Consider the following 23,702-nt stretch of genomic DNA (forward strand, 5'->3'; position numbering starts at 1 on the left):
ACAAACAAGCGAAACGTGCTCGATTCGCCGAAAGCCCCATTACGGCATCTTTGCCTTTTGAGTGGGCAGCGGGCCTTCATCGCCTGGGGTTTCAGGAGGGGGAGGAGCCCCCTGCACTTCTACCAGTCGCGCGCCAGCATGATGGTCAGCACGCGCATGGTGGTGGCAGGATTGTCCGGGGTCTCAGCCCCATAGCGGAAGTCCGAGTCTGCTTCATAGAGATCGATCTTCCAGAACACGGTCTCTCCCCGGATCTCGACCGCGCCAAAATCGTGCCATCCCTCGGGATCATTCTCAGGCTCGAACGTGGCAAATTCACCAGTGGCCTTCACCGCCTCGGCCATGAAGCCGTCACCGGCCTCCATAAGCGAGCGGGTGACATGCATTCGGCCCTGGGTGGGCTGCGCGGGCGCCACTCCAAGGCACGCGAGCTTGCGAAACGCGTCGTTTTGCGCCGCGATCACGGTCGGATCCGGACGGTCTGGCTGGGATTGAACGGTCATGGACATGGGATCTCCTTTGAGAAGTTGAAACACCCTTCCCAAAGCCCGCTTTCACTTTTCTGCTTGGCGGAAGGACCGAAGCAGAAGGCGCCTTACCCGAACAGCCCTCTGGCTCTGTAGTTCGGGTTGGGGATGGTTTCGATCCAGCCGCCCTGTTCCTTGATGCTCTCGAGTGCCGCCGAGAGCGGGTAAGCGCCCTCGGACGGGCTCCACCAATAGGCACCGCGTTTGAAGGTGATGATCTTGCGGCGGCCGTCTTCGAAGCAGGCCACCCGCAGCGTCTTGGGTTCCTTGCGTGACATGCGAGTCTCCGTTCTCCGTGTGGTCAGGCGGCCTCGGCACTGCGCCCTGCCCTACCCGCCTCAGATTGTGCGATCAGATAGTCACAGGCGCGCTGCGCATCCGCGGCGTGCTTGAAGATCGCACCCTTGTCCGACCGAAGAACGCGCAACCAGTTGTGGAGGTAGGCGGCATTCATCTCGAGCGTATGCGCCGTGAAGCCGAGCGTCTGACCCAGGAACACCGAGGTCAATTCCGCGACGATCTCCTCGCGCGCATAGGACGTGTTGCCAAACTTCGAGAACCCGAAATCACGGTTCAGTCGATGGGGGGCTTTCGTCGCATGGGCCAGCTCATGGGCCCAGACCCCGTAGAAATTGCGCGGGTTTTCAAACCGCGTGATGGACGGCATGTAGACCTTGTCCACGGGCGGCAAATAGTACGCTTCCGTCCCGGTGAAGACGGTCGTGATGTCGATGGCGTCGAAAAACGCCTGCATGTGCGGGATGGGCTTGGACGGCGGATGCGCGGGAACGGGCTCCGGGTCGGGGAAGAAGCTGTCGGGCAGGCCATCGATCTGGCAGGCGTTGAATACGCGGTAGGATTTCTGGAAGCGGAAGATGCGGGCTTCCTCGGAGCGATCATCGCCATCGCTGCGGTCGTCCTCGCCGCCCGCGTCTTTCCGGCTTTGGCCGTAATAGACGACGACAGAGGATTTCTCGCCCTTGCGGACCTTTGCGTCCAACGCATTGGCCTGAGGCAGAGTCATCCAGAAGGGAGAGCTGTGGCCCGCCATCACGGTCCGCATCGTCAGCAGGAAGTTGTTCACCCCCTGGTAGGGTTCGCCGCCCACGCGCAGGGGGCGTGAGCTGCCGCCTGCGGTCCAGGGCTTGCGCCACGGCAGGACGCCGCGCTCGATGATGCGGATGATTTCGTTTGTGATGACCTCGGAGGCATCGAATTTGGGCGTGGGGGATCGGGCCATGGCTGGCCTCCTTTCGAATGTTTGTGAGAGGGAGTGGTGATCAGATTGACTGACGGGGCCGCGGATCGTTGACGATCCTCGCGCCGAGCCGCTCGACCGTGTCGATGTAGGTGGTCAGCGAGACGCACCTGCCGGCACCTGAAAGGTCAGGATCGACAGATCTGTCCCGCGCCACCCGCGGCAAGTTCGCGAATGCGATAACATCGGTGACGGGTCGGATATCGATGAACGGGGTCCCTCGTGCGACCGCAAGAGCGGCCAAGGGAAAGCGTTCGATCGGCGCGAAAGTCGACACTGTGGTCCAGCCGAGATGAAGGAACGTCCCACCCTCCCCGCAGATCACATGCGCGTTTGGCAATAATGCCGCCTGCCTGAGGTAGCCAAGATCGCGCAGGACGGTCTCGCGCTCGAGTTGCCGCGATAGCGCCGTCTGGCCAGTTCTGCGCAGCTCTCTATGCCGCCACCAGGAGGCGGCGGTTGTGCGGAGCACGCGCAAGACACCTGTTTCCATTAGAATGCCCTTCATTAGGAAAGACAGACCGGAATCCGGTCCGGACCCATCCGAGGGACCCCAAAGGCCCTCATCCGTCAGTCACAAAACCCGAAGGACACTTTTACTTTTCAGCAGCCAACTGGTCCGGGGTAACGGCCGAGGGTCCGACACCACCGCGGACCCCAGTGACGGCATGCAGTAAGTGGCGGTTTCGATCCAAGATCGGCAAGCCATATCGGCAACTCCGGCCCGACTGCTGCAGTCTTTCTCATATTATCAATAGCTTATCTGACGTTCTCGATCGGCAAAAGCGCTCCAACGGTGACCTCTCAGGCCCAAAGATCAGGATTTGCTTCGTTCAGAGCACTGCAGCGTTACGGATAAGCACGGGAAACGAAGGCGCAGCGCCTCCTGTCAGCTTGAATTTCAGCGATGTTGCCGCTATATACCGTCAGTATCACCGTAGGAGCATAGATCATGCACATCACGAACTTTGCTGAAGCTGGGCAATTCGAACCGCGCAAGATCGCCGCGGTGCTACGCACATCAGCAGAAGAGATCGCATTGACCGTCGGCTTGGGCAAAGACGCGTTGCAGAGGCGAGCCCGCATCGGTTCGGACAAGACGCAGCGCCGCCTGCGCGAATTGGTAGAGGTGCTGAACAAAGTTGAGCCCCGCTTCGGCTCGGAACTGATGGCCTATGCATGGTACCGGTCAGAGCCCCTGCCCGGCTTTGATGGCCGGACAGCCATGCAGCTGGTGCAGGAAGGCAAAGCTCAGCAAGTTCTGGAATACATCGATGCGGTCGATGCGGGCGTCTTTGCCTGATGCCGCTGAAAGATGGACGCTACACAGGGCCACTCTATCGCGCCCTGAACCCGGTCTATGCGCGTGAACCTCTGTCCGGACGAGGCGCTGAACTCTATGGAGGGCGCTTTAACGCCAAGGGCACCCCTGCCCTCTACACCTCGCTGGATCCCGCGACCGCTCTTAGAGAAGCCAACCAGGTAGGCAGCCTGCAACCCACGATCCTGGTGTCCTACAAAGCCGACCTTGGGCCTATTTTCGATACCCGCGATCAGGACAAGCTCGAACGGTATGGTGTGACCGAGGCGATGCTTGCCGACTCTGCATGGCGCATGAAGATGCTCGATGGCCAATTGGTACCGACACAGGAGCTAGCACGCGCCCTTATAGCAGATCGGTTTGCGGGGCTTCTGATCCAAAGCTTTGCGAAGGGTGCGTCATCAACGGACTTCAACATCGTCCTGTGGGCCTGGACTGCCAACAAGGGTTCTTTGGAAGTGGTGGATGACGAAAAGCGGCTGTCGCGCATGTGAGTTGAGAGACTTGGTGCCGGATCTGTCCACCGCGGTGGACATCGGCGGGTCGGAGGTACATGGATTGACTGTGTAGTATCGCCCTAGTGGAATTTGGCTCTGTCGCTTTGATGCATGTGGCGAGACCGCGCGTCATTGGACTAGTTGATGGCCAGACGTCCACCGCGGTGGACACTAGGCGGTTTGCATAGCAGTTTTGGATAGACGCTTGATCAAAGCCACTGGATCAAACTGGTCTTGACGTTGGCCCAAGGTGATACTGTGAAAGTACGCTCCAAAATCCCTGATGCGTTGTCCAAGTTGTAGCATGATGAAGATCGCGCATGACGCTTTCTGAGCTCCTACTGCATTCTTGGCTTTCTCAAATGTTTCTGGGTGAATCCCCATCATGGGTGCAAGAGTTCGAGCATGGTTTTCAATGTCCAACCAGTCTCTAAGTCTCTCTGTGGAGAACGATGTCGCTTGATCGCAGACTGAGGTTAGCAAGTCTGGTTTCAGAGCTTCATTGCCTGTGTTGCTATCTAAATCTTTTTTTTCTTCTTCAGACATAGATTGGTGCCGGACAGTTTGTCCGTCATTGGCGGGCAACTCCACAGTTTCTGGTGGGTTATCTGGGGTATACAAAGTCTGGCATTCTTTGTCCGTGTCGGCGAGCAGCGCGTGGTATTCGGTAAGGCTCAGCTTCCTGCGTAGAGCTCTCCGTGCGTGGTTGATGAATGTGTTGCTGGGATCATGCTCTTCCAAATGGGCGAGCTTTGTCAGGATCTGTTTGCGGACAAATATCCGATCCCGCCGGTTATTTTCCATCTCATGTGCGATGGCGATAAGCTCGCTCGCACGTTGGAGGAGGGGGGTTAGAGACAGTCCATAGCTGATGCATTCCCCGCTGGATGAGCGAACGCGGTAGCGCTTTCTGTTCGAGCTGTCATTGCGTTTGATGAACCCGAGTTCGACGAAGCGGTTGATGTGCCTGCGGAGTGTCCGTTCGTCGATTCCGCCGACGCGCTGGCAAATCGAGTCGTTGGACGCGAAAACCGTTTCGCCATGGCCGGGCTTCAAGAAACTGAGCATGGCTTGAAGTGTTTGGATATGGCCAGGACGCAGACCGAATACGCTACGTGCATCTCTTAGTGCCCTGAAGATGGTCCAGATGTCGGTTTCAGCCGCAGAAATTGAGCCGCGTGATGCATCAGCATCAGCGGTTCTGATCGATAGTTTTGTAAATGCCATGGTTTCTTCACGACGACCGTTCGGCCCACAACTTCCCAGTCTCTTCCCGAGATTTCGCTCAGAAAAAGGCAATAAAAACCCGTCCACCGAATCGGTGACTCTTGACCGGTTTGCTGGAGGTTGCTACATCATGAGTGCTAATCGAATGATGAGGGCTCTCCAGGGGAAACTTTGGGGGGCTCTTTTCTTTCTGGTCTTCGCTTTTCTCCTCTGCTCGAGTTACTCTGTGTGGCTCGGGGCTTAGGACCCAGAGCCGCTCTCATTCCGCCACTGTTCGAAGAGCTTCAAAAGCGCTGCCTCCGCGCGCTCTTCGATCCATTGGCCGAATTCTGGGTTGTCCTTCTTGGTGATCTTGATAGCGATCGTTTTCTGGTCGACTGTCAGCGTTCCCACAGAGCTACCGTCCCCATCTTTGACAACGGACGTTAGGCTGCGGTTGGCTTGCTTCTTGTCGCTACGCGCCTTGTTCGAGCAAGCCGAGTAGACTGCCTGAAACTTATCCGCGCTTGGAGTGTCGTCGGGCAGGGCGGCGATCACCTCTTTGGCTGTGTTCACCAGATCTATCTTTTTCGACAAAGCGGCCAGGTCACCCCATTGCCGTCGTCCGATGCCATGTGCCGGCCCGATCAGCTGTACAAGCCCTTCTGGCAGTTGCTCTATGACGACGCGATGATTGGACACGCCCTGCCGTGTCAAGCCGAGAGCATCCTGAATGACGTTTGGCTTGTAACCTGATTCCTGCATCTCTTTGATAAAAAGAGATTTCTCAATGAAAGACGGGTCTAGTCGGAGGTTGTTCTCTTGGCCCTGTGCGATCAGAGATGCGTCGTCATCCAGGCTTCGAACGATCGCCTTGACCGTTCCGCCGACCATGCGGATCGCTGCGAGCCTGCGTCGTCCGTAGATGATACGGTATCTGTCCGGTTGCGCTGATGGACGGACCATAATTGGTACTTGTTGCCCATGCTTGCGAATGCTTTCGGCCAACTCATCAATACTGGAATCCTCCAGCACCAACCGATCGCGCAGACCATCCATGTCAATCTGATCGGGCTCGATGTCACGGATCGAATTCGCGGTAATCTCGCGCAAAGAGTCGCGCAATCCGCCAACAGATCCTGGCAGTTTTGCTGCTTTTGGCGGGGTAGGGGAGGGGGCCGCGCTCTCCTTCTCGTCCTTTGGAGGCTGATTGAAGATATTTCGGGCCATCAGCGACGCCCCCATGCCATTTGGATTGTCTGTTCCAACTCATCTCCCACGCCATTCACGCTGGTCAGAGCGCGATCAATCGTTTTTCTAATGAATTGGCTCGGATCAACTTCGTAGACGGTTTGCTGGGTCATACCGGCGTCCGAGATTGCTGTAGATTTCAGCATTGGCTCAGTCATGACCTGTCCGGCCAAGATCGATCTCAGGTAGCCCGCCATCTGGGTCTGAGGCCCGTCCGACGGCTCGTATCTCGTGATCAAGAACTTTACGAAGTCCCATGTAACGCGCCTGCCAATGGCTTCTTCGACAGCCTTTACCGTTTCCGAAGCAAGTTTCAGGAACTGGCTCATTGAAGCAATGTCGAGCATGCCAGGCACGACCGTTACTAGGAGTCCCGTCGAGGCTGCCAACGCCGTTAGGGTCAGAAAGCCAAGTTGAGGTGGGCAGTCGATCAGAACGATGTCGTAATTCGCCTCTACTTCCTCAAGCGCTAAGGCAAGACGCTCCGCAAATATGGGTTGCACCCGGCGGGCGAGGGCGTTTGCCGTCTCAGTTTCGTATTCCGAGAGCATCAGGCCCGCTGGGACCATATCGAGCTTATGGAAGTAGGTTTTTTGGATGACGGCTGAGAGCGGAACTTGTTCCTCATATCTCAGGGCATCATAGATTGTGCCGCCTTCGGCGAACTCGAGCTCTGGCCGAAAGCCGAAAAAGGTGGTCAAACTTGCCTGCGGATCGAGATCCAAGACCAACACTCGGTAACCTCGCAAAGCATACCGTTGTGCAAGATGGATCGTTGCTGTTGTTTTTGACGATCCGCCTTTGAAATTGACGACAGATATCACCTGGAGACGATCGCCTTCACGTCGACCGGGGCGGTAGCTTTCTGCGTTCTTTCCGGTGCGCCCCAGAATGTCGCGCAGCTTATCGATCTCTTGGGCTGTGTAGAACCGGTGTCCGCGGTTGTCTGTATGAACTTCCGGGAAGCTGCCGTCCTTGTGCCGGTTGCGCAGGTTAGATGTGCTAACGCGCAGGAGGCTGGCAACTTCGGTAGAACTGAATCGGCGCAGGGACTTTCGTTCTTCGGGCTCGAAAGCGATCTTCATCTGGCGATCCAAAGATTCAGCCAGATTGTCGGCAAATGCTCCGATGTCGGAAGAGCCTATGCCTTGCGCGTATCCAACGTTACGATCATCCATGTCCTGCCGCCCACTCTCGGCCTCTGTTGAGGCTCTTGGTCATTCTGACGGTGTACAGCGCGACTGACGCGTTTTACCGTCAGAATGGGAATGCCACGATCAAGTGAGTCCGGCAAGAAGAATCTAGATGTAGTGTGAAAGTTATCCACAGCACCAATACGTACAGTCACATCAAGATAACTGCAAGTTGTTGATTTTATGGTGATAAATCCAAAAGACCGTGCTTCAAGCCATTCATGGGGATTGTTTGGATGGTATTGGCTAAACCCATGCAACCAATGGCACAATTGACCTTCTGACGGTGTTTAGAGCGATAGATTCAGCTGTTTGAGCCTCTGCTAGTTACAGTTGGGAGTGAGCCGATTCTGATGAAATTAGGCCAAGCCGCTCCGCTCGTTCGAGCAACATTTTGACCGAAGACGGCTGCCAGCTGGCACGACCTCGAGGGGTCCGTTCGCGCATCGACTCTAGCCGATCGCAGATCGCCTGCAGCGTGATTTCGGGGTCCGCGCCTTTGATCGCTGCGACGATGGCCGGCAGTCGGTCATCGGTTTCGCGGCGTCCGGCGCGGCCAAGCACCTCGGCAGGAAGGAACCCGTCGCGCACATATGCCTTCACAGCGCGGAGCAGTCGGCCTTGTGTCCAATGGTGATCTGGGGGCAGGGGGGCATTGATAATTCGCAGCACGTCTTCCCAAGCCATATCGGGGCGCAGGCGGCGCACATGAGGCACCCAATCCTGCGCGGTCTCGTTCAGGCGTTCCATATAGCCGTCCTGCCGTGCCAGCCGCACCTTGCGCAGCGCGGCGGGATCCTTGGCGCGTAGCCCTGGGTTGCCGCCTACGCGCCCTTTGGCGCGCGCAGAGGCAAGCCCGGCCTTTGTGCGCTCGCGGATCAGAGCGCGTTCGAACTCAGCCGCAGCGCCCAGAACCTGCAACGTGAACTTGCCCTGGGGCGAGGCAGTGTCGATCGGGTCCTGGAGCGAGCGGAAGAACGCCCCCTTTCCCTCCAGTCTTTCGATCACCTCCAGCAAGTGCGACAGAGATCGCGCAAGCCGGTCGATCCGCACAACGACCAGCGTATCGCCGCTCTGGACGCGTTCGAGCACGCGTGCCAGCACCGGTCGCGCGCGATTGCCGCCCGAGGCGTGCTCTTCAAAGATCTCGGCGCATCCCGCAGACTGCAGGGCCTCAGACTGGGGCAGGGGGGTCTGATCCTCTGTGGAAACACGGGCGTAGCCTATCAGGGGCATGAAAACGGGCCGTTTGCAATTTTATGTATCATCAATAAACGACCGTTTGTAAACGAATGCAAGTAGGTGCTCTCTCGTCGCGCTCGTCCAAAAACCCTTGGTTTCCTTGCGCTGAACGCGATCTGAGAGGTTTCACCGGCAGTCGCGCGCGCATACTATATAAAGAGCGAAGGCAACCGCCACAAAATCACTTGGGTAATGTGCAAAAGAACAGTATTTTGCACATATGAAGACCCAAGCATCCGCCTTGACTGATGATTTCAATGACCCCCTCATCCCCATCGAGGAGGATGAAGAGGCTCACGAAGAGGATCTCTGGTTTCTGCCGGGACCATTCGAAGAAGAACCAGATGATTTGCCTCCCGGGCCGCGTGCAGAACCGCCGGACTCTGCCGTCATCGAAGACTGGGCAAAGGCAGAAGGCGTTCACGCTGCGCGACTGGCAAGAGTGGCTGGACGCCTGGGTGCTCTGGATGACAGGCTGCTGCGTGGCCCGGAAGGCTGGCGGCATCGCCTCGCTCTTATCGAGGCAGCGGACCTTAGCTGGTTCGCAGGGGATCGGGTGAGTTCTGATCGTCTGGCGCTTTGGATATCGATGCGGCTGTCAGGTGCACAGGATGACCCAAATGCACTGGCAAGAGTTGGATGGGCTGTTCGGCGTCTGACAGGCGGTCCCGGACCGAAGGCTGACTTGGCCGCCTTCCTGGATCGCCGCGATCCCGAGAACATTGAAGGCAGCGCTGAGCGTTTCGAAGATCGCGCGGGCGGATGGTTGGACGTAATGGCTGCAGCAGCCGAGCTCCACCCAATCACGCGGGCTTGCATGGGCTTTCATCTCTGGAACCTGGCCGGCCTCGGACAGCACGGCGGCCAGATGGAAGCCGCCGTCACCTCGTCCCGGATCGCGGCCAGCGATGGAAGTGGCGCCATCTTCGCACCGCTCGCCATGGGCGGGGCAGGGGGGCTGCGTGGTTCGGGCTTGCCGCCCGAACGTTTGGCCCGCTGGCTGGATGGGATGAACAGCGCAATTCTAACGGCGATGCGCCATCTAGATGGTACCCAAACATGGAGTGTTCGGGCGGAAGGAGCCATGTCTCAGCTTTCGGGCAGAACTCCGGCCGCTCTTCGGTCTGTGTTGACAGATTGGACTTTGGTGTCGGCCCCGATGGCGGAGGCCCTAACAGGCGCAAGTCGCGCGGCTGTTCAAAGGAACCTCGCATGGATGGAAGAGCGAGGCCTGATCCGAGAAGTGACGCAACAAGGGCGATTCAGAATGTGGCGGATCAAGGACTAGACCTTTGTGATCAGATCCAGCGACAGGGACCTTCTCGGTTCATTGAGGGAGGAGCGCTTGACGCCAATACTTACGTTCATCGATGCGGCCAAAGGGTCGTGGTTTGAACATCGACCTAAGTGTTTTGGTCAGAATCGCACTGTGTGATCCGGCAACGAGCTAAGGCAGGCTTTCGAAAAGATCCGGTGTGTCCTCGTCGCGCCGCCTGCTCAGACCCTCGCCAAGATGCAGGCAAGGGTGCTTAATTCGTGTCAGGCCTTTGCCACCCTCAAAATGGACCCACCCTCCTCTGGGCATGCCAACGCTTACGATCAGCGCCCCGCATATTGGACAAGTCCGCCTGAACGATGCGCCCCTCTTGCTTTCACGATCGCCCCGAACTGCCCAACCGCCGCGGACGGATACCGTGCGCCCTGACGACAGACGGCGGGTGTGAACGAGTGAACCGAGATGTCCATCGCTGCGCCAAAGCCTTCCCGCGAACAATCGACAACATTGCCGTGCAGGTCTTCCTTCGGACAATAGGCGACCGAGTGCAGGACGAAATCAGGCTGCCCCCAAGAGGAGGCAATGGCCTCGAACAGCGCATCCATGTCCGCGTCGGCTGTGACATCCAGCGGCATGAAGATTTCAGCGTCCAGCGCCTCGGCGACCGGTTGCAGAAAGGGTCGCGCCCTTTCATTGAGGTAGGTAACTGCAAGTTCGGCCCCCTCCCGATGGAAAGCGCGCGCGCAGCCGCTGGCGATCGAATGTTCGTTTGCGATCCCGACCACGAGACCGCGTTTTTCGTCAAGCAAGCCCATCTCTGTTCTTCTCTTTGTTGTGCGGCAGGTGTCTATTTCTGATGAACGTAGGTTCCCGGCGCGTCGGCCAGGGCATTGCCCATGGCGGGCGGGGGGACAGGCTTGCCTGACCGTTCTTCAAGCCAGGACACCCATTCCAGCCACCACGAGCCATCCTTCTTCGGTGTTTGTGCGGCCCAGCTTTCGGGATCGACATAGCGGTCATCATGGCGTGTCGTGGCAATCTGATAGCTGCGGTTCTTGTGGCCGGGCTCCGAAACAATGCCGGCATTGTGCCCACCGCTGGTCAGCACGAAAGTCAGATCGGTATCGAGATAGAGATGCATCTTGTAGACCGATGGCCAGGGCGCCACGTGGTCCTTGACCGTGCCGACGGAAAACACCGGAACCCGGATGTCGGTCACCGAAATCGGACGTCCCTCGACGACGAAGCGCCCTTCGGTCAACTCGTTGTTCAGATAGAGCGACCGGAGGTATTCCGAATGCATCCGGAACGGCATCCGCGTGCCGTCCGCGTTCCAAGCCAGAAGGTCGAACATCGCCGGTTCGTCGCCCATCAGGTAGCTGTGAAGGATCCGCGACCAGACCAGATCCACGGAATTGATCATCTGGAAGGCCCCGGACATCTGCGTGGTGTCGAGATATCCCTGATCCCACATCATGTCTTCGAGGAAGGTCAATTGGCTTTCGTTGATGAACAGCTGCAACTCGCCCGGCTCGGTAAAGTCGATCTGCGAGGCGAAATAGCTCAGCGATGCGAACGGATCGCCGCCGTCGCGGCCGATGGCGGCGGCGGCGATGGACAGCAGCGTGCCGCCGAGGCAGTAGCCGACGCCGTGGATTTTCTGATCCGGCACAACGCCCTGCACCGCGCCGATTGCATCCATGACGCCCATCTTGCGGTAGTCGTCGAGCCCCAGATCGCGATCCTCGGCACCCGGATTGCGCCATGAGATCATGAAGACCGTATAGCCCTGGTCGACCAGGAACTTCACCATCGAGTTTTCGGGCGAGAGGTCGAGGATGTAGTATTTCATGATCCACGCCGGTACGATCAGGATGGGTTCCGGTCTGACCTTGTCAGTGGTCGGCGTGTATTGAATGAGCTCAATCAGATGGTTGCGATAGACCACTTTGCCGGGCGTCACGGCAACCTCGTGGCCGGGCCGGTAGGCTTCGGCCCCGGCTGGTGGCTTGTCGTTTTGCAGGCGGTCCAGATCGTCGAGCCAGTTCTGAAAGCCGCGCACCAGGTTCTGCCCGCCGTCCTCCAGGGTCTTTTCCTGCACTTCCGGATTGGTCAGAAAATAGTTCGACGGCGAAAACACATCGAGGAACTGCCGGGTTGCGAATTCCATGACGTTTTCGTGTTGTCTGGTGACGCCGCGTACGCCTGTTGTCGCGTTGTGCCACCATTGCTGATTGAGAAGGAAGGACTGGTAGAACAGGTTGTAAGGCCATTTCTGCCAGGCGTCCCCGCGGAACCTCCGGTCTTGCGGCAATGGCTCGATACAGGGAGCGGTTTCATAGCTGTTGACGGCGCACGTCGCCGCATAGCGTGCAAGCCGCATCCACTTTCGAAACGCCTTCTCCGACAATTCGAACTGCTTTCCGGGAGATGTTGCCAGATGCGCCAACCAGTCCAGATAGGCACCGGCGAGTGCCGCGGGCGACAGACCCATTGTAAATTTGCCCATCCGGGCTTTCAGCGCGCGATCCAAAAACTCAGGCAGATCGGTATCCGGAAATGGCTTATTGTCAGCTTCCTGTTTCGGCGAATCCAGAGGATCAGAGAAACCAAGTATTTTTCCGCCCGACCCGGCCTTGGCGCTAATCTCGTGGGGCATATTGGCGGCTTTGGGTATTGCATGGCCCATCGCTTGGCACCTTCTGTATGGTCCGCGCCGGTTTAGCGATGCCCGTTTAACGATCATTGATTTCGATCAAATCGCCAAAGTTGAATCGGCGTTAGACGCTGGATTGTTCGTTTCAAGGTAGGCACGAAACCCTGCCGACGCATCCGACAGTTTGGCATATCGGTCATGTAAATACTGCAATGCAGCATGTGTTTACGCGGCGTTGCAGCAAGACTAAGTTCAGGAAGCCTTGCTGATTTCACGGGTGCCGAGATGAGGAGAAGACCAATGCAATGGAAACGCTATGGCACAGTTGCTGTCATCCTCAGCGTGCTTTTGGGCGGTGCATACATATTCTGGTTGGACAGCCAAACCGCAGAGCTCCCGGTCGGCATCGTCCGCTCGAACGGGCGGATTGAGGCAGAGCGTATCGATGTGGCGGCCAAGCTTCCGGGGCGTATCGCCGAGGTTCGCGTTTCCGAGGGCCAGTGGGTCGAGGCGGGAGATCTGGTGGCGATTATGGACACCGCCGAGATCGACGCCCAGTTGCGCCAGGCCAAGGCCGCCGTCGCCCAGGCAGAGCAGCAGAAACTGCAAACCGAGGCCCTGCTGAACCAACGCCTGTCCGAACAGGAATTCGCACAGGCGGAATTTGCCCGCGCCGAGCAACTTGCGGCAAAGGGTCATGCGCCACAGGAGCTAGTCGATCAAAGAAAATCCGCCCTGACAACCGCAGATGCCGGAGTGGCCGCCGCCCGAGCAGGCATCGACCTTGCAACTGCCACGATTGCGTCGGCCGAGGCAACAGTTGAGCGACTGCAAAGCATCCGGGCCGATGCAACTCTGGTGGCTCCGCACGATGGGCGAGTTCAATACACCCTCGCCAAAGCCGGGGAAGTCGTCGGCGCCGGCGGCAGGGTCGTGACGCTGACTGATCTGACCGACATCTACATGACGATCTTTCTTCCCGCGCGCGACGCTGGCCTGCTGGCCATCGGGGCTGAGGCGCGGATTGTCCTTGACCCAATTCCCGACTACGTGATCCCGGCCCAGGCTACTTTTGTCGCCAGCACCGCCCAGTTCACCCCGAAATCGGTGGAAACCGCCGATGAACGCGACCAGTTGATGTTCCGAGTGAAGCTGACTATCCCGGCGGAGTTGTTGGAAGAATACCAGGAACAGGCGAAGGCGGGCGTGGCGGGTGTCGGCTATGTGCGCGTCGACGATACCGTCGATTGGCCCGATGCCCTTCAGGTGAAGTTGCCGCAATGACACCCCCGCCGGTCGCCAGCCTGTCATCTGTGACGCACCGCTATGGCGAAACTTCGGCCCTGTCCGACGTCACGCTGGATATCCCGGCGGGCTGCATGGCGGGGCTGATCGGCCCGGACGGGGTTGGGAAATCCACCTTGCTGGCGTTGATCGCCGGCGTGCGCAAACTGCAAACCGGCGGCGCGACCGTGCTGGGCGGCGACATCACCGCGCGTGACCATCTCAGGGCTTGTAACCATCGCATCGCCTACATGCCGCAGGGTCTGGGCCGGAACCTTTACCCGACGCTTTCGGTCTATGAAAACCTGGATTTTTTCGGCAGACTCTTTGGCCAGTCGGAAGCCGAACGCCGCACCCGCATCACCAATTTGTTGGCTGCCACCGGGCTTGACCCATTCCCGGACCGGCCCGCAGGCAAGCTGTCCGGCGGGATGAAGCAGAAACTCTCGCTCTGCTCGGCCCTGATCCATGATCCAGACCTGGTGATCCTTGACGAACCGACCACCGGCGTCGATCCGCTGTCGCGCCAGCAGTTCTGGGATCTGATCGACCATATCCGCGAAGAACGCCCGGCGATGAGCGTGATCGTGGCCACCGCATATATGGAAGAGGCGGAGCGCTTTGACTGGCTTGCAGCAATGAATGCGGGAGAGGTGATCTCGACGGGATTGCCGACCGAGATCCGAAACGCTGCCGGGCAACCGACACTGGAAAAGGCCTTCATCGCTATGCTGCCCGAGGCGGACCGGCAGGGCCACCGCATAGTCGAAGTACCGCCGCGCCAACCTGTCAGCGGCCCACCTGCCATCGAGGCGAAAGGCCTGACCTGCCACTTCGGCGATTTCACCGCGGTCGATCACGTCGAATTCCAGATCGAGCCGGGTGAGATCTTCGGATTCCTCGGCTCCAACGGCTGCGGCAAGACCACCACCATGAAGATGCTGACCGGACTACAGAAGGCCAGCGAAGGCAAGGCGCTTCTGTTCGGTGAGGCGCTGAATCCGGACGACATGGCGACCCGGCAGCGGGTCGGCTACATGTCGCAGGCCTTTTCGCTCTATGGTGAATTGACCGTCCGCCAGAACCTTGAGCTTCATGCACGGCTCTACCAGTTGCCGATCGAGACCCGCGCAGAGCGGGTCGCACAGATGCTGCATGATTTCGATCTGGCCGAGGACGCGGACAAACGGCCGGACGGCCTGCCGCTGGGCATCCGTCAGCGCCTTCAGCTTGCCGTCGCGGTGATCCACGCGCCGGAGGTTTTGATCTTGGACGAACCTACCTCGGGCGTCGATCCGGTCGCGCGGGACGGGTTTTGGCAGCATCTGATCAAACTGTCGCGCGACGAGGGCGTGACAATTTTCGTCTCGACCCATTTCATGAACGAGGCGGAGCGATGCGATCGCATCTCATTGATGCATGCGGGAAAGGTCTTGGCGATCGGTACGCCTGCGGAACTGGCCCGCAGCAAAGGCACCGATGACCTCGAAGAAGCATTTGTGGGATATCTGCGCGAAGCGGCAGGCGATGCTGGCGGCACCGCATCCCAGAGACCAGCAACCAAGTTGCCGGAAAGGCAGCAAAAACCAGATCGCCTCTTCGACATTGCCCGGCTTTGGGCCTTCGCGCGCCGCGAGTCGATCGAGATTTTGCGTGATCCGATGCGCCTTGCCTTCGCATTTTTGGGCCCGGTCATCCTGATGCTCACTTTCGGCTACGGGATATCATTCGACGTGCAAGACCTGCCCTTTGCGGTTTTCGATCGTGATCAGAGCGCCGAAAGCCGGGAACTGATGGAGAGCTTCTCCGGCTCACCCTACTTCGCTGAAAGGCCGGCAGCGGCCAGTGTGATCGAGCTTGATGCCCGCATGAAAACCTCCGAATTTGTTGTCGCGGTCGAGGTGCCGCCAGGGTTCGGAAAATCCCTGCTGCGCGGTGACCAACCCGAAGTCCGCGTTGCCGTTGACGGTGCCATGCCGTTCCGGGCGGAAACGACGCGCGGTTATCTGCAAGGGCTCGCAGCATCCTACATGTCCGATCAGATCGAGCGGCTTTATGGCCATGCCTTCGATCCGTCCGCAGCCTCTGTTGAAACCCGGTTTCGCTACAATCAAGCGTTCAAGAGCGTCTTCGCGATGATCCCTTCGGTCATCATGCTGATGCTGGTTTTGATCCCGGCGATGATGGCGGCGATGGGGGTCGTGCGGGAAAAGGAAACCGGTTCGATCGCCAATTTCCGCTCGACGCCGGTGACGCGAACCGAGTTCATTCTGGGCAAACAGCTGCCGTATGTCGTGATTGCCATGCTCAGCTTTGCCTCGCTGATCATCGTCTCCTATGGCGTCTTCGGCGTAGTGGTCAAAGGCTCTGTCCTGGCGCTCCTTGTCGGCACATTGCTTTACGTGCTGGCGACAACGGGCTTTGGTGTGCTGGTCTCGACATTTACGCGCACGCAAGTCGCGGCAACCTTTGCCGCCGCCGTTATCTCGATCATTCCGGCCGTCAATTTCTCGGGCCTACTGGTGCCGGTGTCCTCGCTTTCGGGCGGCGGCCGGTTGATCGGGCTGGCCTTCCCATCGTCCTGGTATCAGCAGATCAGCGTCGGCACCTTCACCAAAGGCCTCGGATTGCCGGAGCTCTGGCTCAACCACGCCGCTCTGGCGGGCTTTGTGGCGTTGTTCATCGCGGTGTCAGTCCTTGCCTTGAACAAGCAGGAGGCATGACATGTGGCAATGGCTTACCAATGTCTTTCGGCTTGGCCTCAAGGAACTCAACAGCCTACGCGCCGATCCCGTGCTGATTCTGCTGATCGTCTATGTGTTCAGCTTCGCCGTCTATTCGGTGGCGACCGGCGCCAAGCTTGAGGTCTCGAACGCCTCCGTCGCCTATGTGGACCAGGACCGTTCGGCACTGACGGGGCGCATTTTGGGCGCGATCCTACCACCCGAATTCAATCCGCCACAGGAGATCTCGGCCGACGAGATCGAAAGCGTGATGAACAGCGGCAAGTTCGTGTTTGTCCTTTCCTTTCCGCCCAGTTTCGAGGCTGACGTTCTGAACGGCCTCAAGCCTCAGGTGCAGCTTAACGTCGATGCCACCGCAATGGCGCAGGCCGGTAACGGTTCGGTGTTCCTTCAGCAGATTATCCGCGCCGAAGTCGCCAAGTTCGTTTCCGGCGACGACACCGCAACGACACTGCCGATCGACCTGGTCGTCAGGACAAAGTTCAATCCGAACCTGAATTCCGTCTGGTTTTCATCCGTGATGCAGATCATCAACAACATCACCATCCTGTCCGTGCTTTTGACCGGCGCCGCGCTGATCCGCGAGCGCGAACACGGCACGATCGAACATTTGCTGGTGATGCCGGTCACCCCGTCCGAGATCATGGTCGCCAAGATATGGGCCAATGGCCTTGCGATCGTTGTCGCTGCCATCCTGTCGCTCTGGATCGTCGTGCAGACCGTGCTGGAGGTTCCGATCGCGGGGTCGATCCCGCTCTTCGTATCCGGGGCGGTGCTTTATCTTGCCTCGGTCACGGGGCTCGGTATCCTGCTGGCCACCTTCACCACGTCGATGCCGCAATTCGGTCTGTTGTCGCTCCCGGTTCTCGTGATCATGAATCTCCTGTCCGGCAGCACGACGCCGATGGAGAGCATGCCGGTCTGGCTTCAGAACGTCATGCAGTTGTCACCGTCGACACATTTCGTGGCGTTTTCGCAAGCCATTCTCTATCGCGGAGCGGGACTGGACATCGTTTGGCCCGACATGGCGGTCATGGTCGCGCTCGGCGCCGTCTTCTTCTTCATCGCACTCAAGCGTTTCAGGGTGACCATGGCCACAGTTCACTAAATCCACCTGACTGATCCGGAGAACAAGGTCCGGAACTCCAATGGGCGCTCCGAGCGAAGGCGGATTTCGAAAATTTCAAAACGGCAACCAACCAGAGAAAGGTAAAGCCATGAAAACACTAACACAGATCACGCTGGTAGCTTTGGCACTTGCAGTCGCCGGATGCACCGAACCCGGGCACTACTCTGTCAGTGGTGAAGAATGCGGCCCGAATGATCCGGTTCTTGAACTGGATGCGAATGACTGCGGTGTACCGGGCATATAGGCAGATGTCGCGTGGCCCTTAATTCGGCTCTGCCTCACTTTGTGTGGTCAAACGGTAGCATTCTTGCCCGCAACAATTCTGGGCCGGCCCGACCGTACATGGCGCGTTTGAGGGTTTTCAGGCGGTTGATCTGACCTTCCGCCTGGCCGTTGCTCCAAGGCATCTCAATCGCGTTTTTGACCGCATCGAAGTCCCGGTTCAATGTGCGGGCAAAGCGCACGATCGGCACCAACTCGGTTTCGATTGCGTCGTCGATCCATGCAGGGAGCGGGCCTGCGTCGCGCCCACGCATGATACCGTTGAACCGCATGGCGAGGCTGCGCATCGATACGAAGGCGGGAGAGCGGGTCTTGAGAGCATCGACTTTACGCGCCTGATCCGAGGTGAGCTTGCCGCGCGGTTTGATGCACAGCGCGGCCGCGATGACCGGGGAGATCGCGTGCCCCGTTTCCGGGTCCCGAACCGGCTCCAGGATCTTGTGTTCTACCTTGGGATCGCTCGCTTGCTGTTCGGCTCTGCGCCAACCCGCCAGCAGCCGCTGCAAATGCGACTGGCTCCCCTCGTAACCACGCTCTTGGATCAGACTGAAAAGGGCGCTGCCAGTTCGAATGCCCTCCTTCCAGCTTTGGCTCAGGAACTCTTCAAAATACCATGGCGAACTCGGCTTCAAAGCGGCCCGCCTGCGGTCCGGTGGTGTTTCGAACTGCAGCCATTTCGCGATGCTGCGACGCGGAAACCCTGTTCGCCGCCCGATCTCGCTGCAGGAAAGTCCCTGATTTCGGAGCGCATGGATGGTGGTGAAAATCTCTTCCCGGGACGTCCTGTGCGCAAGGCGGGACTTCAGAAGGCTTCCGGCTGCGGTGATGTTGTCGGCGTCGGACAGCAGCGCCCTGCCGGTGGCACGGCCGTGAAGGTTCATCTGCTCCTCGTTGGCCTGCCGCAGGTTATGCACGATATGGAACCGGTCGGCGACCTGCTTTGCCTGCGGTGCCCCTTGCCGGGCAGCCTTGGCGTAGAGACCGCACCGATCTCTGCTGATCACTTCCACCTCGGGGTGTCGCTTTAGCCAGTTGGTGCAGGTGACGACATCTCGATCCTCGAGGATGTCGATGACCACGCGACGCTCCAGATCCACGATGATCGTGCCGTAGGTTTGCGATTTCCGCCAGCTCCAATCGTCGATCCCGATGATTGTCGGCGCCTCGGTGGTGCCTTGAGCACACCTTTTCAGCTGCCTGAGCACCGTGTCATCGCTGACCCCAAGGCCCAAACGATGCAACAACCGCTCCGCAGGCCGTCCGCCTGTCGCATGCCCAAGATGGCCGACAATCTCCCCTACACGCGAAGTACGACGTGCAAATGGACGCGCAATCGAGCTGATCTGGTCCGAGAAAGTCCGGCGCGGGCAAGCAGGCGCCAAACATCGCCAACGGCAAACTGCGAGATCAACCGTTACCGCGTCTCCATGCGCGGGATAATCCTGCAGCCACCGACGCCGCCAGCCATGACGTCGGCGTGAATGCAATCCACAGTCTGGGCAAATGCCGTTGGGTGCCAAGACGCCAGATACAATCCACCCGCCGGATTCACTTCGTTCAACGCTTTGAACTGCAACATCGCTGCCCGGCGACCAGTGCTTCTTCGAACTCACAACTATCCCTCCTGAATTTTCCAGTTTCAGGATAGTTGCGCCACACAAAGTGAGGCAGAGCCGATTTAAGGGCAACGCGACAATAGGTGACGATTTCGCCGCGCAGAATGTCCTTGGCCCCATCGGAAGGTTTCTTCGTAGAACCACGCCAAGGAAGAACAAAGCCTGAACATGACTTATGGTGTGGCATTTCTGATCGCCTTGTAAGCTGTTGATCTGCCTATGCCGAGGTGTTTTGCGGCTTGAGCGACGGATTTTCCAGCGCTGACGAGATCTTGGAGGGCTGAGATCGTCTCTGGCGGTAATGCAGGCCGTCCTGGGGTGCGGCCATGCTTTCGAGCGTTGATCAGGCCGTCTTTGGTGCGCTCTGAGATCAAGCGTCGCTCGAAATGCGCAATGGCCCCAAAGACGTGGAACACGAGTTCTCCAGCGGCTGGTGTTGTATCGATCCGTTCCTCGAGGCTGATCAGGTTGATCTCTCTGGCTTTGAGGTCGTCGACGGTTTCCAGAAGTTCCTTGAGCGAGCGCCCCAATCGATCGAGGCGGATGACGGCGAGGGTATCGTTGGGCCGTGCCTGATCAAGCAAGGCTGCCAGACCGGGCCGGACGAAAGTGTTGCCGGAGATCACGTCTTCAAACTTGCAACACCGTTTTGAGGACACCTGATGGCCCGTCGACTACTTTCATCCCGCGCGCGTGCGGACCTCTTCGGGGTGCCTACAGATTACGAAGCCTTGGTCCGTCGCTATCTGCTAAGCGGGGATGACGTTGATCTGATCCGAACCCGTCGCCGCGCCGAAAACCATCTTGGTCTTGCAGTACATATTTCTTTGCTGCGTTATCCCGGCCTTGGGTGGGGCCAAGACACGATGCCGCCCGCCGAACTGATCGCGTGGCTTGCAGAACAACTTCAGATCAGCGGGTGTACTCTCGACGACTACGCCGCCAGGCGAAATACGCGTCATGAGCACCATGCCCTTGCGATGCGCCATTTGGGATTGGCCCCTTTCGGACCTGAACATGTGCAGCAGGCGGAGGATATCGCCACGACGGCGGCTTTTGCGACGGATCATGGCATGAAGATTGTTGAGACGCTGGTTGCGGAGCTGCGCAAGCAACATCTGGTGCTACCGAGCGTGGATACGCTTGAGCGCCTTGCCCTGAAGGGGCGGGCTCGCGCCCGGCGTGAGGCTGCCGCTGCGTTGTTCGATGTTCTGTCACTGGAGCAACGTGACCAGTTGCAGGCTCTCTTGGTGAACGATCCGTCTCTTGGGCAAACGCGTCTCACGTGGTTGCGTGGCTATCCGCATTCGACCAGTCCGGCCAGCATGACCGCGCTTCTGGATCGCTTGAACTATCTGCGATCGTTGGATTTGCCGCCAAACCTTGGGCACGGCCTCCACCCTGACCGGTTGCTCAAGTTCGCGCGCGAGGGCGCGGTGGCCCCTGTGAGCTTGCTGAACGATTTTGGCGAACGGCGACGGATCGCAACGCTCGCGGCGCAGATGGCGGATTTATCCATCACGATCACCGACGCGACCATCGCCATGTTCGAGCGTCTGACCGGCCAGCTCTTCTCACGCTCCCGCAATCGCCAGGAGGAGGTCTGGCGCATGGGCAAGACCCGGGTTGGCAAACTGATGCAGCTCTTCGGCGCGTCCATTGATGCCATGGCCCGCGCACAAGATCTGGGCCAAGATCCCTTTGCTGCGTTGGATGCGGATGTCGGGTGGGAGACTCTTCTGGGCAAGCGTGACGAAATCGCCGACTTCGGGGAGTTGGCAACCAGTGATCCACTCGCTCTGGCGGCTGAGCGCTATGCCTATATGCGCAAGTTTGCTCCTACCTTCCTTGAGGCTTTCGAGTTCAACGCCACCGATGCAGGGGATGACCTCAAGGACGCAATCGCCTTGCTGCGCGACCAGAACCGCACCGGTAAACGCAAGTTGCCCGATGATCCGCCCATGCCCTTCGCTGCCAAGCATTGGCCGTCGCTGATCGTCCAGGACGGTAAGCCACAACGGCGTGTGTACGAGACCGCCGTTGTGTCTACCTTGCGCGAGCGCCTTCGCGCCGGAGATGTCTGGGTCGACGGCAGCCGTGAATATCGCCGGTTCGACAGCTACCTGAAGCCACGGGACAAAGCCGAAACCATCATGCGGGATGCGGGCTTCGAAACCGATCCGGACGCATGGCTATCTGACCGGCGGGCAACGATGGCGAAACGCTTTGACCAGGTTGCGCGCGCCCTGAAGCGCAATGCACTTTCTGGTGTCCGCATTGAACGTGGGCGGTTGAAGATTACGCCACATGACGCGATCACACCGCCCGCCGCCGTACGCCTGGAACGGGCGATTGATGCCGTGATGCCCCGCATCCGCATCACGGAGTTGCTCTGGGAGGTGAACGCGCGGACCGGGTTCCTTGATGCCTTCACCGATCTGCGGTCTGGCAAGCAGCACGATGAGCCAGCCGCCGTTCTGGCCACGATCCTGGCCGGGGCCACCAATCTCGGACTGGAGCGGATGGCCCATGCCTCATCGCGTGTCAGCCACGCGCAGCTGACCTGGGCGCAGACATGGTACCTTCGGCCGGAAACATTCGCGGATGCCTTGGGTCGTATCGTCGACGCCCATCATAGTTTGCCCTTTGCGCAGCACTGGGGCGCGGCGGAGCACAGCTCATCGGACGGCCAGTTCTTTGCCGCCAATCGCGGCAGCGGGCTCATCAACGCGAAGTACGGGCCTGATCCGGGCCTGAAAATCTACTCCTTCCTGTCAGGCCAATACGGCTCGTTCCATTCCAGCGTCATCGGGGCGACGGCAGGCGAAGCTCCTTTCGTGCTTGATGGTCTCTTGACTAACCCGGCCAGCTTCGACCCGCTCGTGCATTACACAGATACAGGCGGCGTGTCGGATCACGTCTTCGCCCTGTTCCATCTCTTGGGGATGACCTTTGCCCCGCGTTTGCGCGACTTTGCCGACCGGCGATTGGCATGCTTCGGGAGCGCGAAGGCGTGGGCCACTCTGTCACCCCTCATCGGGAAACCAATCAACGAAGAGGTGATCCGGCAGCATTGGGGTGACATCATGCGGCTCGCGGCCAGTATCCGCGACAAGTCTCTCAAACCGTCTGAAATCCTGCGCAAGCTTGGAGCGTACCGCCAGCAAAACCGGCTCTACCTGGCTTTGGGTGAAATCGGCCGGATCGAGCGCACGCTCTTCATGCTCGACTGGATCGAAAACGCCGCCCTGCGCATGGAATGCCACGCAGGACTCAACAAGGGTGAATCGCGACATTCGCTGGCGCGGGCCGTCTTTGCCCACTCACAAGGGCGCATTCATGATCGCTCTGATGTCGCCCAACAGAAGCGGGCCATGGCGCTCAACCGCGTCATCGCCGCCATCACGTTTTGGAATACGATCTACATGGACAAGGCCGCCGGCCACCTCGCGCAGACCAGTCCGCTCTACGACGTCAAGCTGCTTGCTCACACATCGCCCCTCGGGTGGGAGCACGTTATCCTGTCCGGCGACTTCGATTGGCATTCTGGAGCCGCAGACCGCAAAATCGCGCGACCACTGAACATCAGGCCATCTAGAGATTGGGGAACGTGAGTATGTTCACACAATGTTCCACCTTAGCGTGGTTCTACGAAGAAACCTTCCGATAGGGCCTAAATCCTCTTGTGAAACCACCTTCGTGTCTCGGTGTGCTGTGATCCATTTGTTCAGCGTCGACATGCCAACGCCCAGATCATCAGCCACCTGCTTGCGCGTCAACCCGCTGGTCAGCGCAATACGCACTGCATCTTGGCGAAATTCGTCCGTCCGTTTCAGTCCCATAGTCAGTCTCCTTTGTTCCAGTAAAGGCTATCAAAGGAGCGGCATCAAACCGTGACACGTCCATTCGCGGCCTGGCTCGGATTGGTGCCGCGACAGAATTCTTCCGGCGGAAAGGGCAGGTTGGGGCGGATCACGAAGATGGGCGATGGCTATCTGCGCAAACTTCTCGTTGTCGGGGCCACGGCCGTACTCCGACGGATCAGGAACGCGCAAACGCACACCGCAAACTGGGTGCGGCGCCTGCTGGAGAAAAAGCCGTCGCGCCTCGTCAGCGTGGCCCTGGCCAACAAAACCGTACGGATCGTCTGGGCTGTCATGTCCAAACAGGGGGTTTACAAGCCGGCTTGAGTTTTTGGGGCGCATGAAAAACGCCCCATA

At 58.9% G+C, this 23,702-nt stretch carries 20 protein-coding genes and 2 pseudogenes; 9 read left to right on the top strand and 13 right to left on the bottom strand.

The genetic code is table 11. The features are described 5' to 3' along the window. Positions 1 to 119: 119 nt before the first annotated feature. From GFB49_RS19150 to GFB49_RS19165, 4 genes are all read right to left on the bottom strand, one after another. Positions 120 to 509: a DUF3768 domain-containing protein gene (locus GFB49_RS19150; RefSeq protein WP_153217672.1), complete on the bottom strand. Its 390-nt coding sequence runs from the start codon at positions 507 to 509 to the stop codon at positions 120 to 122. Between the two features lie 86 nt (positions 510 to 595). Beyond that, positions 596 to 805: a DUF6330 family protein gene (locus GFB49_RS19155; protein ID WP_040182663.1), complete on the bottom strand. Its 210-nt coding sequence runs from the start codon at positions 803 to 805 to the stop codon at positions 596 to 598. A 23-nt stretch (positions 806 to 828) separates the two neighbouring features. Further along, positions 829 to 1,767, bottom strand: a complete 939-nt coding sequence (locus tag GFB49_RS19160; RefSeq protein WP_153217674.1) for an ArdC family protein — start codon at positions 1,765 to 1,767, stop codon at positions 829 to 831. A gap of 40 nt (positions 1,768 to 1,807) precedes the next feature. Beyond that, positions 1,808 to 2,293, bottom strand: a complete 486-nt coding sequence (locus GFB49_RS19165; protein ID WP_043754136.1) for a hypothetical protein — start codon at positions 2,291 to 2,293, stop codon at positions 1,808 to 1,810. A 444-nt stretch (positions 2,294 to 2,737) separates the two neighbouring features. Between GFB49_RS19165 and GFB49_RS19170 the strand changes: the two genes are divergently transcribed. Together GFB49_RS19170 and GFB49_RS19175 are read left to right on the top strand one after the other, a co-directional pair. Further along, positions 2,738 to 3,088, top strand: a complete 351-nt coding sequence (locus tag GFB49_RS19170; protein WP_027264271.1) for an MbcA/ParS/Xre antitoxin family protein — start codon at positions 2,738 to 2,740, stop codon at positions 3,086 to 3,088. Continuing rightward, the gene (locus tag GFB49_RS19175) at positions 3,088 to 3,600 is read left to right on the top strand and encodes an RES family NAD+ phosphorylase (protein WP_043754138.1); all 513 of its coding nucleotides are present in this window, start codon (positions 3,088 to 3,090) and stop codon (positions 3,598 to 3,600) included. The genes GFB49_RS19170 and GFB49_RS19175 overlap by 1 nt, the downstream gene beginning before the upstream one ends. Before the next feature lie 174 nt (positions 3,601 to 3,774). On the opposite strand, the gene repC is transcribed toward GFB49_RS19175, so the two are convergent. The 4 genes from repC to GFB49_RS19195 form a co-directional block, all read right to left on the bottom strand. Continuing rightward, positions 3,775 to 4,830, bottom strand: a complete 1,056-nt coding sequence (repC, locus tag GFB49_RS19180) for a plasmid replication protein RepC (protein WP_085870099.1) — start codon at positions 4,828 to 4,830, stop codon at positions 3,775 to 3,777. 240 nt (positions 4,831 to 5,070) lie between these two features. Further along, complete coding sequence (gene repB / locus GFB49_RS19185) at positions 5,071 to 6,039, bottom strand: plasmid partitioning protein RepB (RefSeq protein ID WP_223229246.1); 969 nt, start codon at positions 6,037 to 6,039, stop codon at positions 5,071 to 5,073. Next, positions 6,039 to 7,238: a plasmid partitioning protein RepA gene (gene repA, locus GFB49_RS19190; protein ID WP_043754158.1), complete on the bottom strand. Its 1,200-nt coding sequence runs from the start codon at positions 7,236 to 7,238 to the stop codon at positions 6,039 to 6,041. The genes repB and repA overlap by 1 nt, the downstream gene beginning before the upstream one ends. A 342-nt stretch (positions 7,239 to 7,580) precedes the next feature. Continuing rightward, complete coding sequence (locus tag GFB49_RS19195; protein ID WP_043754160.1) at positions 7,581 to 8,489, bottom strand: recombinase family protein; 909 nt, start codon at positions 8,487 to 8,489, stop codon at positions 7,581 to 7,583. Between the two features lie 226 nt (positions 8,490 to 8,715). Between GFB49_RS19195 and GFB49_RS19200 the strand changes: the two genes are divergently transcribed. After that, positions 8,716 to 9,783 carry a hypothetical protein gene (locus tag GFB49_RS19200; protein WP_153217676.1) on the top strand — a complete coding sequence of 356 codons (1,068 nt, stop codon included), beginning with the start codon at positions 8,716 to 8,718 and terminating at the stop codon, positions 9,781 to 9,783. A gap of 311 nt (positions 9,784 to 10,094) precedes the next feature. On the opposite strand, the gene GFB49_RS19205 is transcribed toward GFB49_RS19200, so the two are convergent. Together GFB49_RS19205 and GFB49_RS19210 are read right to left on the bottom strand one after the other, a co-directional pair. After that, the gene (locus GFB49_RS19205) at positions 10,095 to 10,586 is read right to left on the bottom strand and encodes an SDR family oxidoreductase (RefSeq protein WP_246149809.1); all 492 of its coding nucleotides are present in this window, start codon (positions 10,584 to 10,586) and stop codon (positions 10,095 to 10,097) included. Positions 10,587 to 10,618: 32 nt separating this feature from the next. Continuing rightward, positions 10,619 to 12,460, bottom strand: coding sequence for a PHA/PHB synthase family protein (locus tag GFB49_RS19210; protein WP_194269411.1), 1,842 nt, complete (start codon positions 12,458 to 12,460; stop codon positions 10,619 to 10,621). Between the two features lie 267 nt (positions 12,461 to 12,727). Between GFB49_RS19210 and GFB49_RS19215 the strand changes: the two genes are divergently transcribed. The 4 genes from GFB49_RS19215 to GFB49_RS21070 are packed head-to-tail and all read left to right on the top strand — an operon-like array spanning position 12,728 to position 17,828. Next, positions 12,728 to 13,711, top strand: a complete 984-nt coding sequence (locus GFB49_RS19215; protein ID WP_246149812.1) for an HlyD family secretion protein — start codon at positions 12,728 to 12,730, stop codon at positions 13,709 to 13,711. Then, positions 13,708 to 16,434 (top strand): ribosome-associated ATPase/putative transporter RbbA, encoded by a 2,727-nt coding sequence (gene rbbA / locus GFB49_RS19220; protein WP_105234942.1) that lies wholly within the window; start codon positions 13,708 to 13,710, stop codon positions 16,432 to 16,434. The genes GFB49_RS19215 and rbbA overlap by 4 nt, the downstream gene beginning before the upstream one ends. Before the next feature lies 1 nt (position 16,435). Then, positions 16,436 to 17,563: an ABC transporter permease gene (locus GFB49_RS19225; RefSeq protein WP_105234943.1), complete on the top strand. Its 1,128-nt coding sequence runs from the start codon at positions 16,436 to 16,438 to the stop codon at positions 17,561 to 17,563. Between the two features lie 40 nt (positions 17,564 to 17,603). Then, positions 17,604 to 17,828 (top strand): hypothetical protein, encoded by a 225-nt coding sequence (locus GFB49_RS21070; RefSeq protein ID WP_105234944.1) that lies wholly within the window; start codon positions 17,604 to 17,606, stop codon positions 17,826 to 17,828. Between the two features lie 34 nt (positions 17,829 to 17,862). Here GFB49_RS21070 and GFB49_RS19230 read toward each other — a convergent pair whose 3' ends face one another. Both GFB49_RS19230 and GFB49_RS19235 read right to left on the bottom strand, forming a co-directional pair. Beyond that, on the bottom strand, positions 17,863 to 19,479 hold the full coding sequence (locus GFB49_RS19230) for an ISL3 family transposase (RefSeq protein WP_425505249.1): 1,617 nt from the start codon (positions 19,477 to 19,479) through the stop codon (positions 17,863 to 17,865). A 176-nt stretch (positions 19,480 to 19,655) separates the two neighbouring features. Continuing rightward, entirely contained in the window at positions 19,656 to 20,141 is a 486-nt protein-coding gene (locus GFB49_RS19235) for a recombinase family protein (RefSeq protein ID WP_343032645.1), read from the bottom strand. A 3-nt stretch (positions 20,142 to 20,144) separates the two neighbouring features. Here GFB49_RS19235 and GFB49_RS19240 point away from each other — a divergent pair, with 3 nt between their 5' ends. After that, on the top strand, positions 20,145 to 23,096 hold the full coding sequence (locus GFB49_RS19240; protein WP_153217680.1) for a Tn3 family transposase: 2,952 nt from the start codon (positions 20,145 to 20,147) through the stop codon (positions 23,094 to 23,096). Positions 23,097 to 23,156: 60 nt separating this feature from the next. On the opposite strand, the pseudogene GFB49_RS19245 reads toward GFB49_RS19240, so the two are convergent. Continuing rightward, positions 23,157 to 23,324, bottom strand: a pseudogene (locus GFB49_RS19245) (transposase); the annotation flags it as partial. 57 nt (positions 23,325 to 23,381) lie between these two features. Here GFB49_RS19245 and GFB49_RS19250 point away from each other — a divergent pair. After that, positions 23,382 to 23,672: pseudogene (locus GFB49_RS19250) on the top strand (transposase); the annotation flags it as partial. Between the last annotated feature and the right edge of the window lie 30 nt (positions 23,673 to 23,702).

Source organism: Tritonibacter litoralis (assembly GCF_009496005.1).
In the GTDB taxonomy this organism is placed as follows: domain Bacteria; phylum Pseudomonadota; class Alphaproteobacteria; order Rhodobacterales; family Rhodobacteraceae; genus Epibacterium; species Epibacterium litoralis.

Bases quoted from the DNA above. Each gene is read 5' to 3' on its own strand.
- GFB49_RS19150 (WP_153217672.1), bottom strand. From the start codon at position 509: ATGTCCATGACCGTTCAATCCCAGCCAGACCGTCCGGATCCGACCGTG.
- GFB49_RS19155 (WP_040182663.1), bottom strand. From the start codon at position 805: ATGTCACGCAAGGAACCCAAGACGCTGCGGGTGGCCTGCTTCGAAGAC.
- GFB49_RS19160 (WP_153217674.1), bottom strand. From the start codon at position 1,767: ATGGCCCGATCCCCCACGCCCAAATTCGATGCCTCCGAGGTCATCACA.
- GFB49_RS19165 (WP_043754136.1), bottom strand. From the start codon at position 2,293: ATGAAGGGCATTCTAATGGAAACAGGTGTCTTGCGCGTGCTCCGCACA.
- GFB49_RS19170 (WP_027264271.1), top strand. From the start codon at position 2,738: ATGCACATCACGAACTTTGCTGAAGCTGGGCAATTCGAACCGCGCAAG.
- GFB49_RS19175 (WP_043754138.1), top strand. From the start codon at position 3,088: ATGCCGCTGAAAGATGGACGCTACACAGGGCCACTCTATCGCGCCCTG.
- repC (WP_085870099.1), bottom strand. From the start codon at position 4,830: ATGGCATTTACAAAACTATCGATCAGAACCGCTGATGCTGATGCATCA.
- repB (WP_223229246.1), bottom strand. From the start codon at position 6,039: ATGGCCCGAAATATCTTCAATCAGCCTCCAAAGGACGAGAAGGAGAGC.
- repA (WP_043754158.1), bottom strand. From the start codon at position 7,238: ATGGATGATCGTAACGTTGGATACGCGCAAGGCATAGGCTCTTCCGAC.
- GFB49_RS19195 (WP_043754160.1), bottom strand. From the start codon at position 8,489: ATGCCCCTGATAGGCTACGCCCGTGTTTCCACAGAGGATCAGACCCCC.
- GFB49_RS19200 (WP_153217676.1), top strand. From the start codon at position 8,716: ATGAAGACCCAAGCATCCGCCTTGACTGATGATTTCAATGACCCCCTC.
- GFB49_RS19205 (WP_246149809.1), bottom strand. From the start codon at position 10,586: ATGGGCTTGCTTGACGAAAAACGCGGTCTCGTGGTCGGGATCGCAAAC.
- GFB49_RS19210 (WP_194269411.1), bottom strand. From the start codon at position 12,460: ATGGGCCATGCAATACCCAAAGCCGCCAATATGCCCCACGAGATTAGC.
- GFB49_RS19215 (WP_246149812.1), top strand. From the start codon at position 12,728: ATGCAATGGAAACGCTATGGCACAGTTGCTGTCATCCTCAGCGTGCTT.
- rbbA (WP_105234942.1), top strand. From the start codon at position 13,708: ATGACACCCCCGCCGGTCGCCAGCCTGTCATCTGTGACGCACCGCTAT.
- GFB49_RS19225 (WP_105234943.1), top strand. From the start codon at position 16,436: ATGTGGCAATGGCTTACCAATGTCTTTCGGCTTGGCCTCAAGGAACTC.
- GFB49_RS21070 (WP_105234944.1), top strand. From the start codon at position 17,604: ATGGGCGCTCCGAGCGAAGGCGGATTTCGAAAATTTCAAAACGGCAAC.
- GFB49_RS19240 (WP_153217680.1), top strand. From the start codon at position 20,145: ATGGCCCGTCGACTACTTTCATCCCGCGCGCGTGCGGACCTCTTCGGG.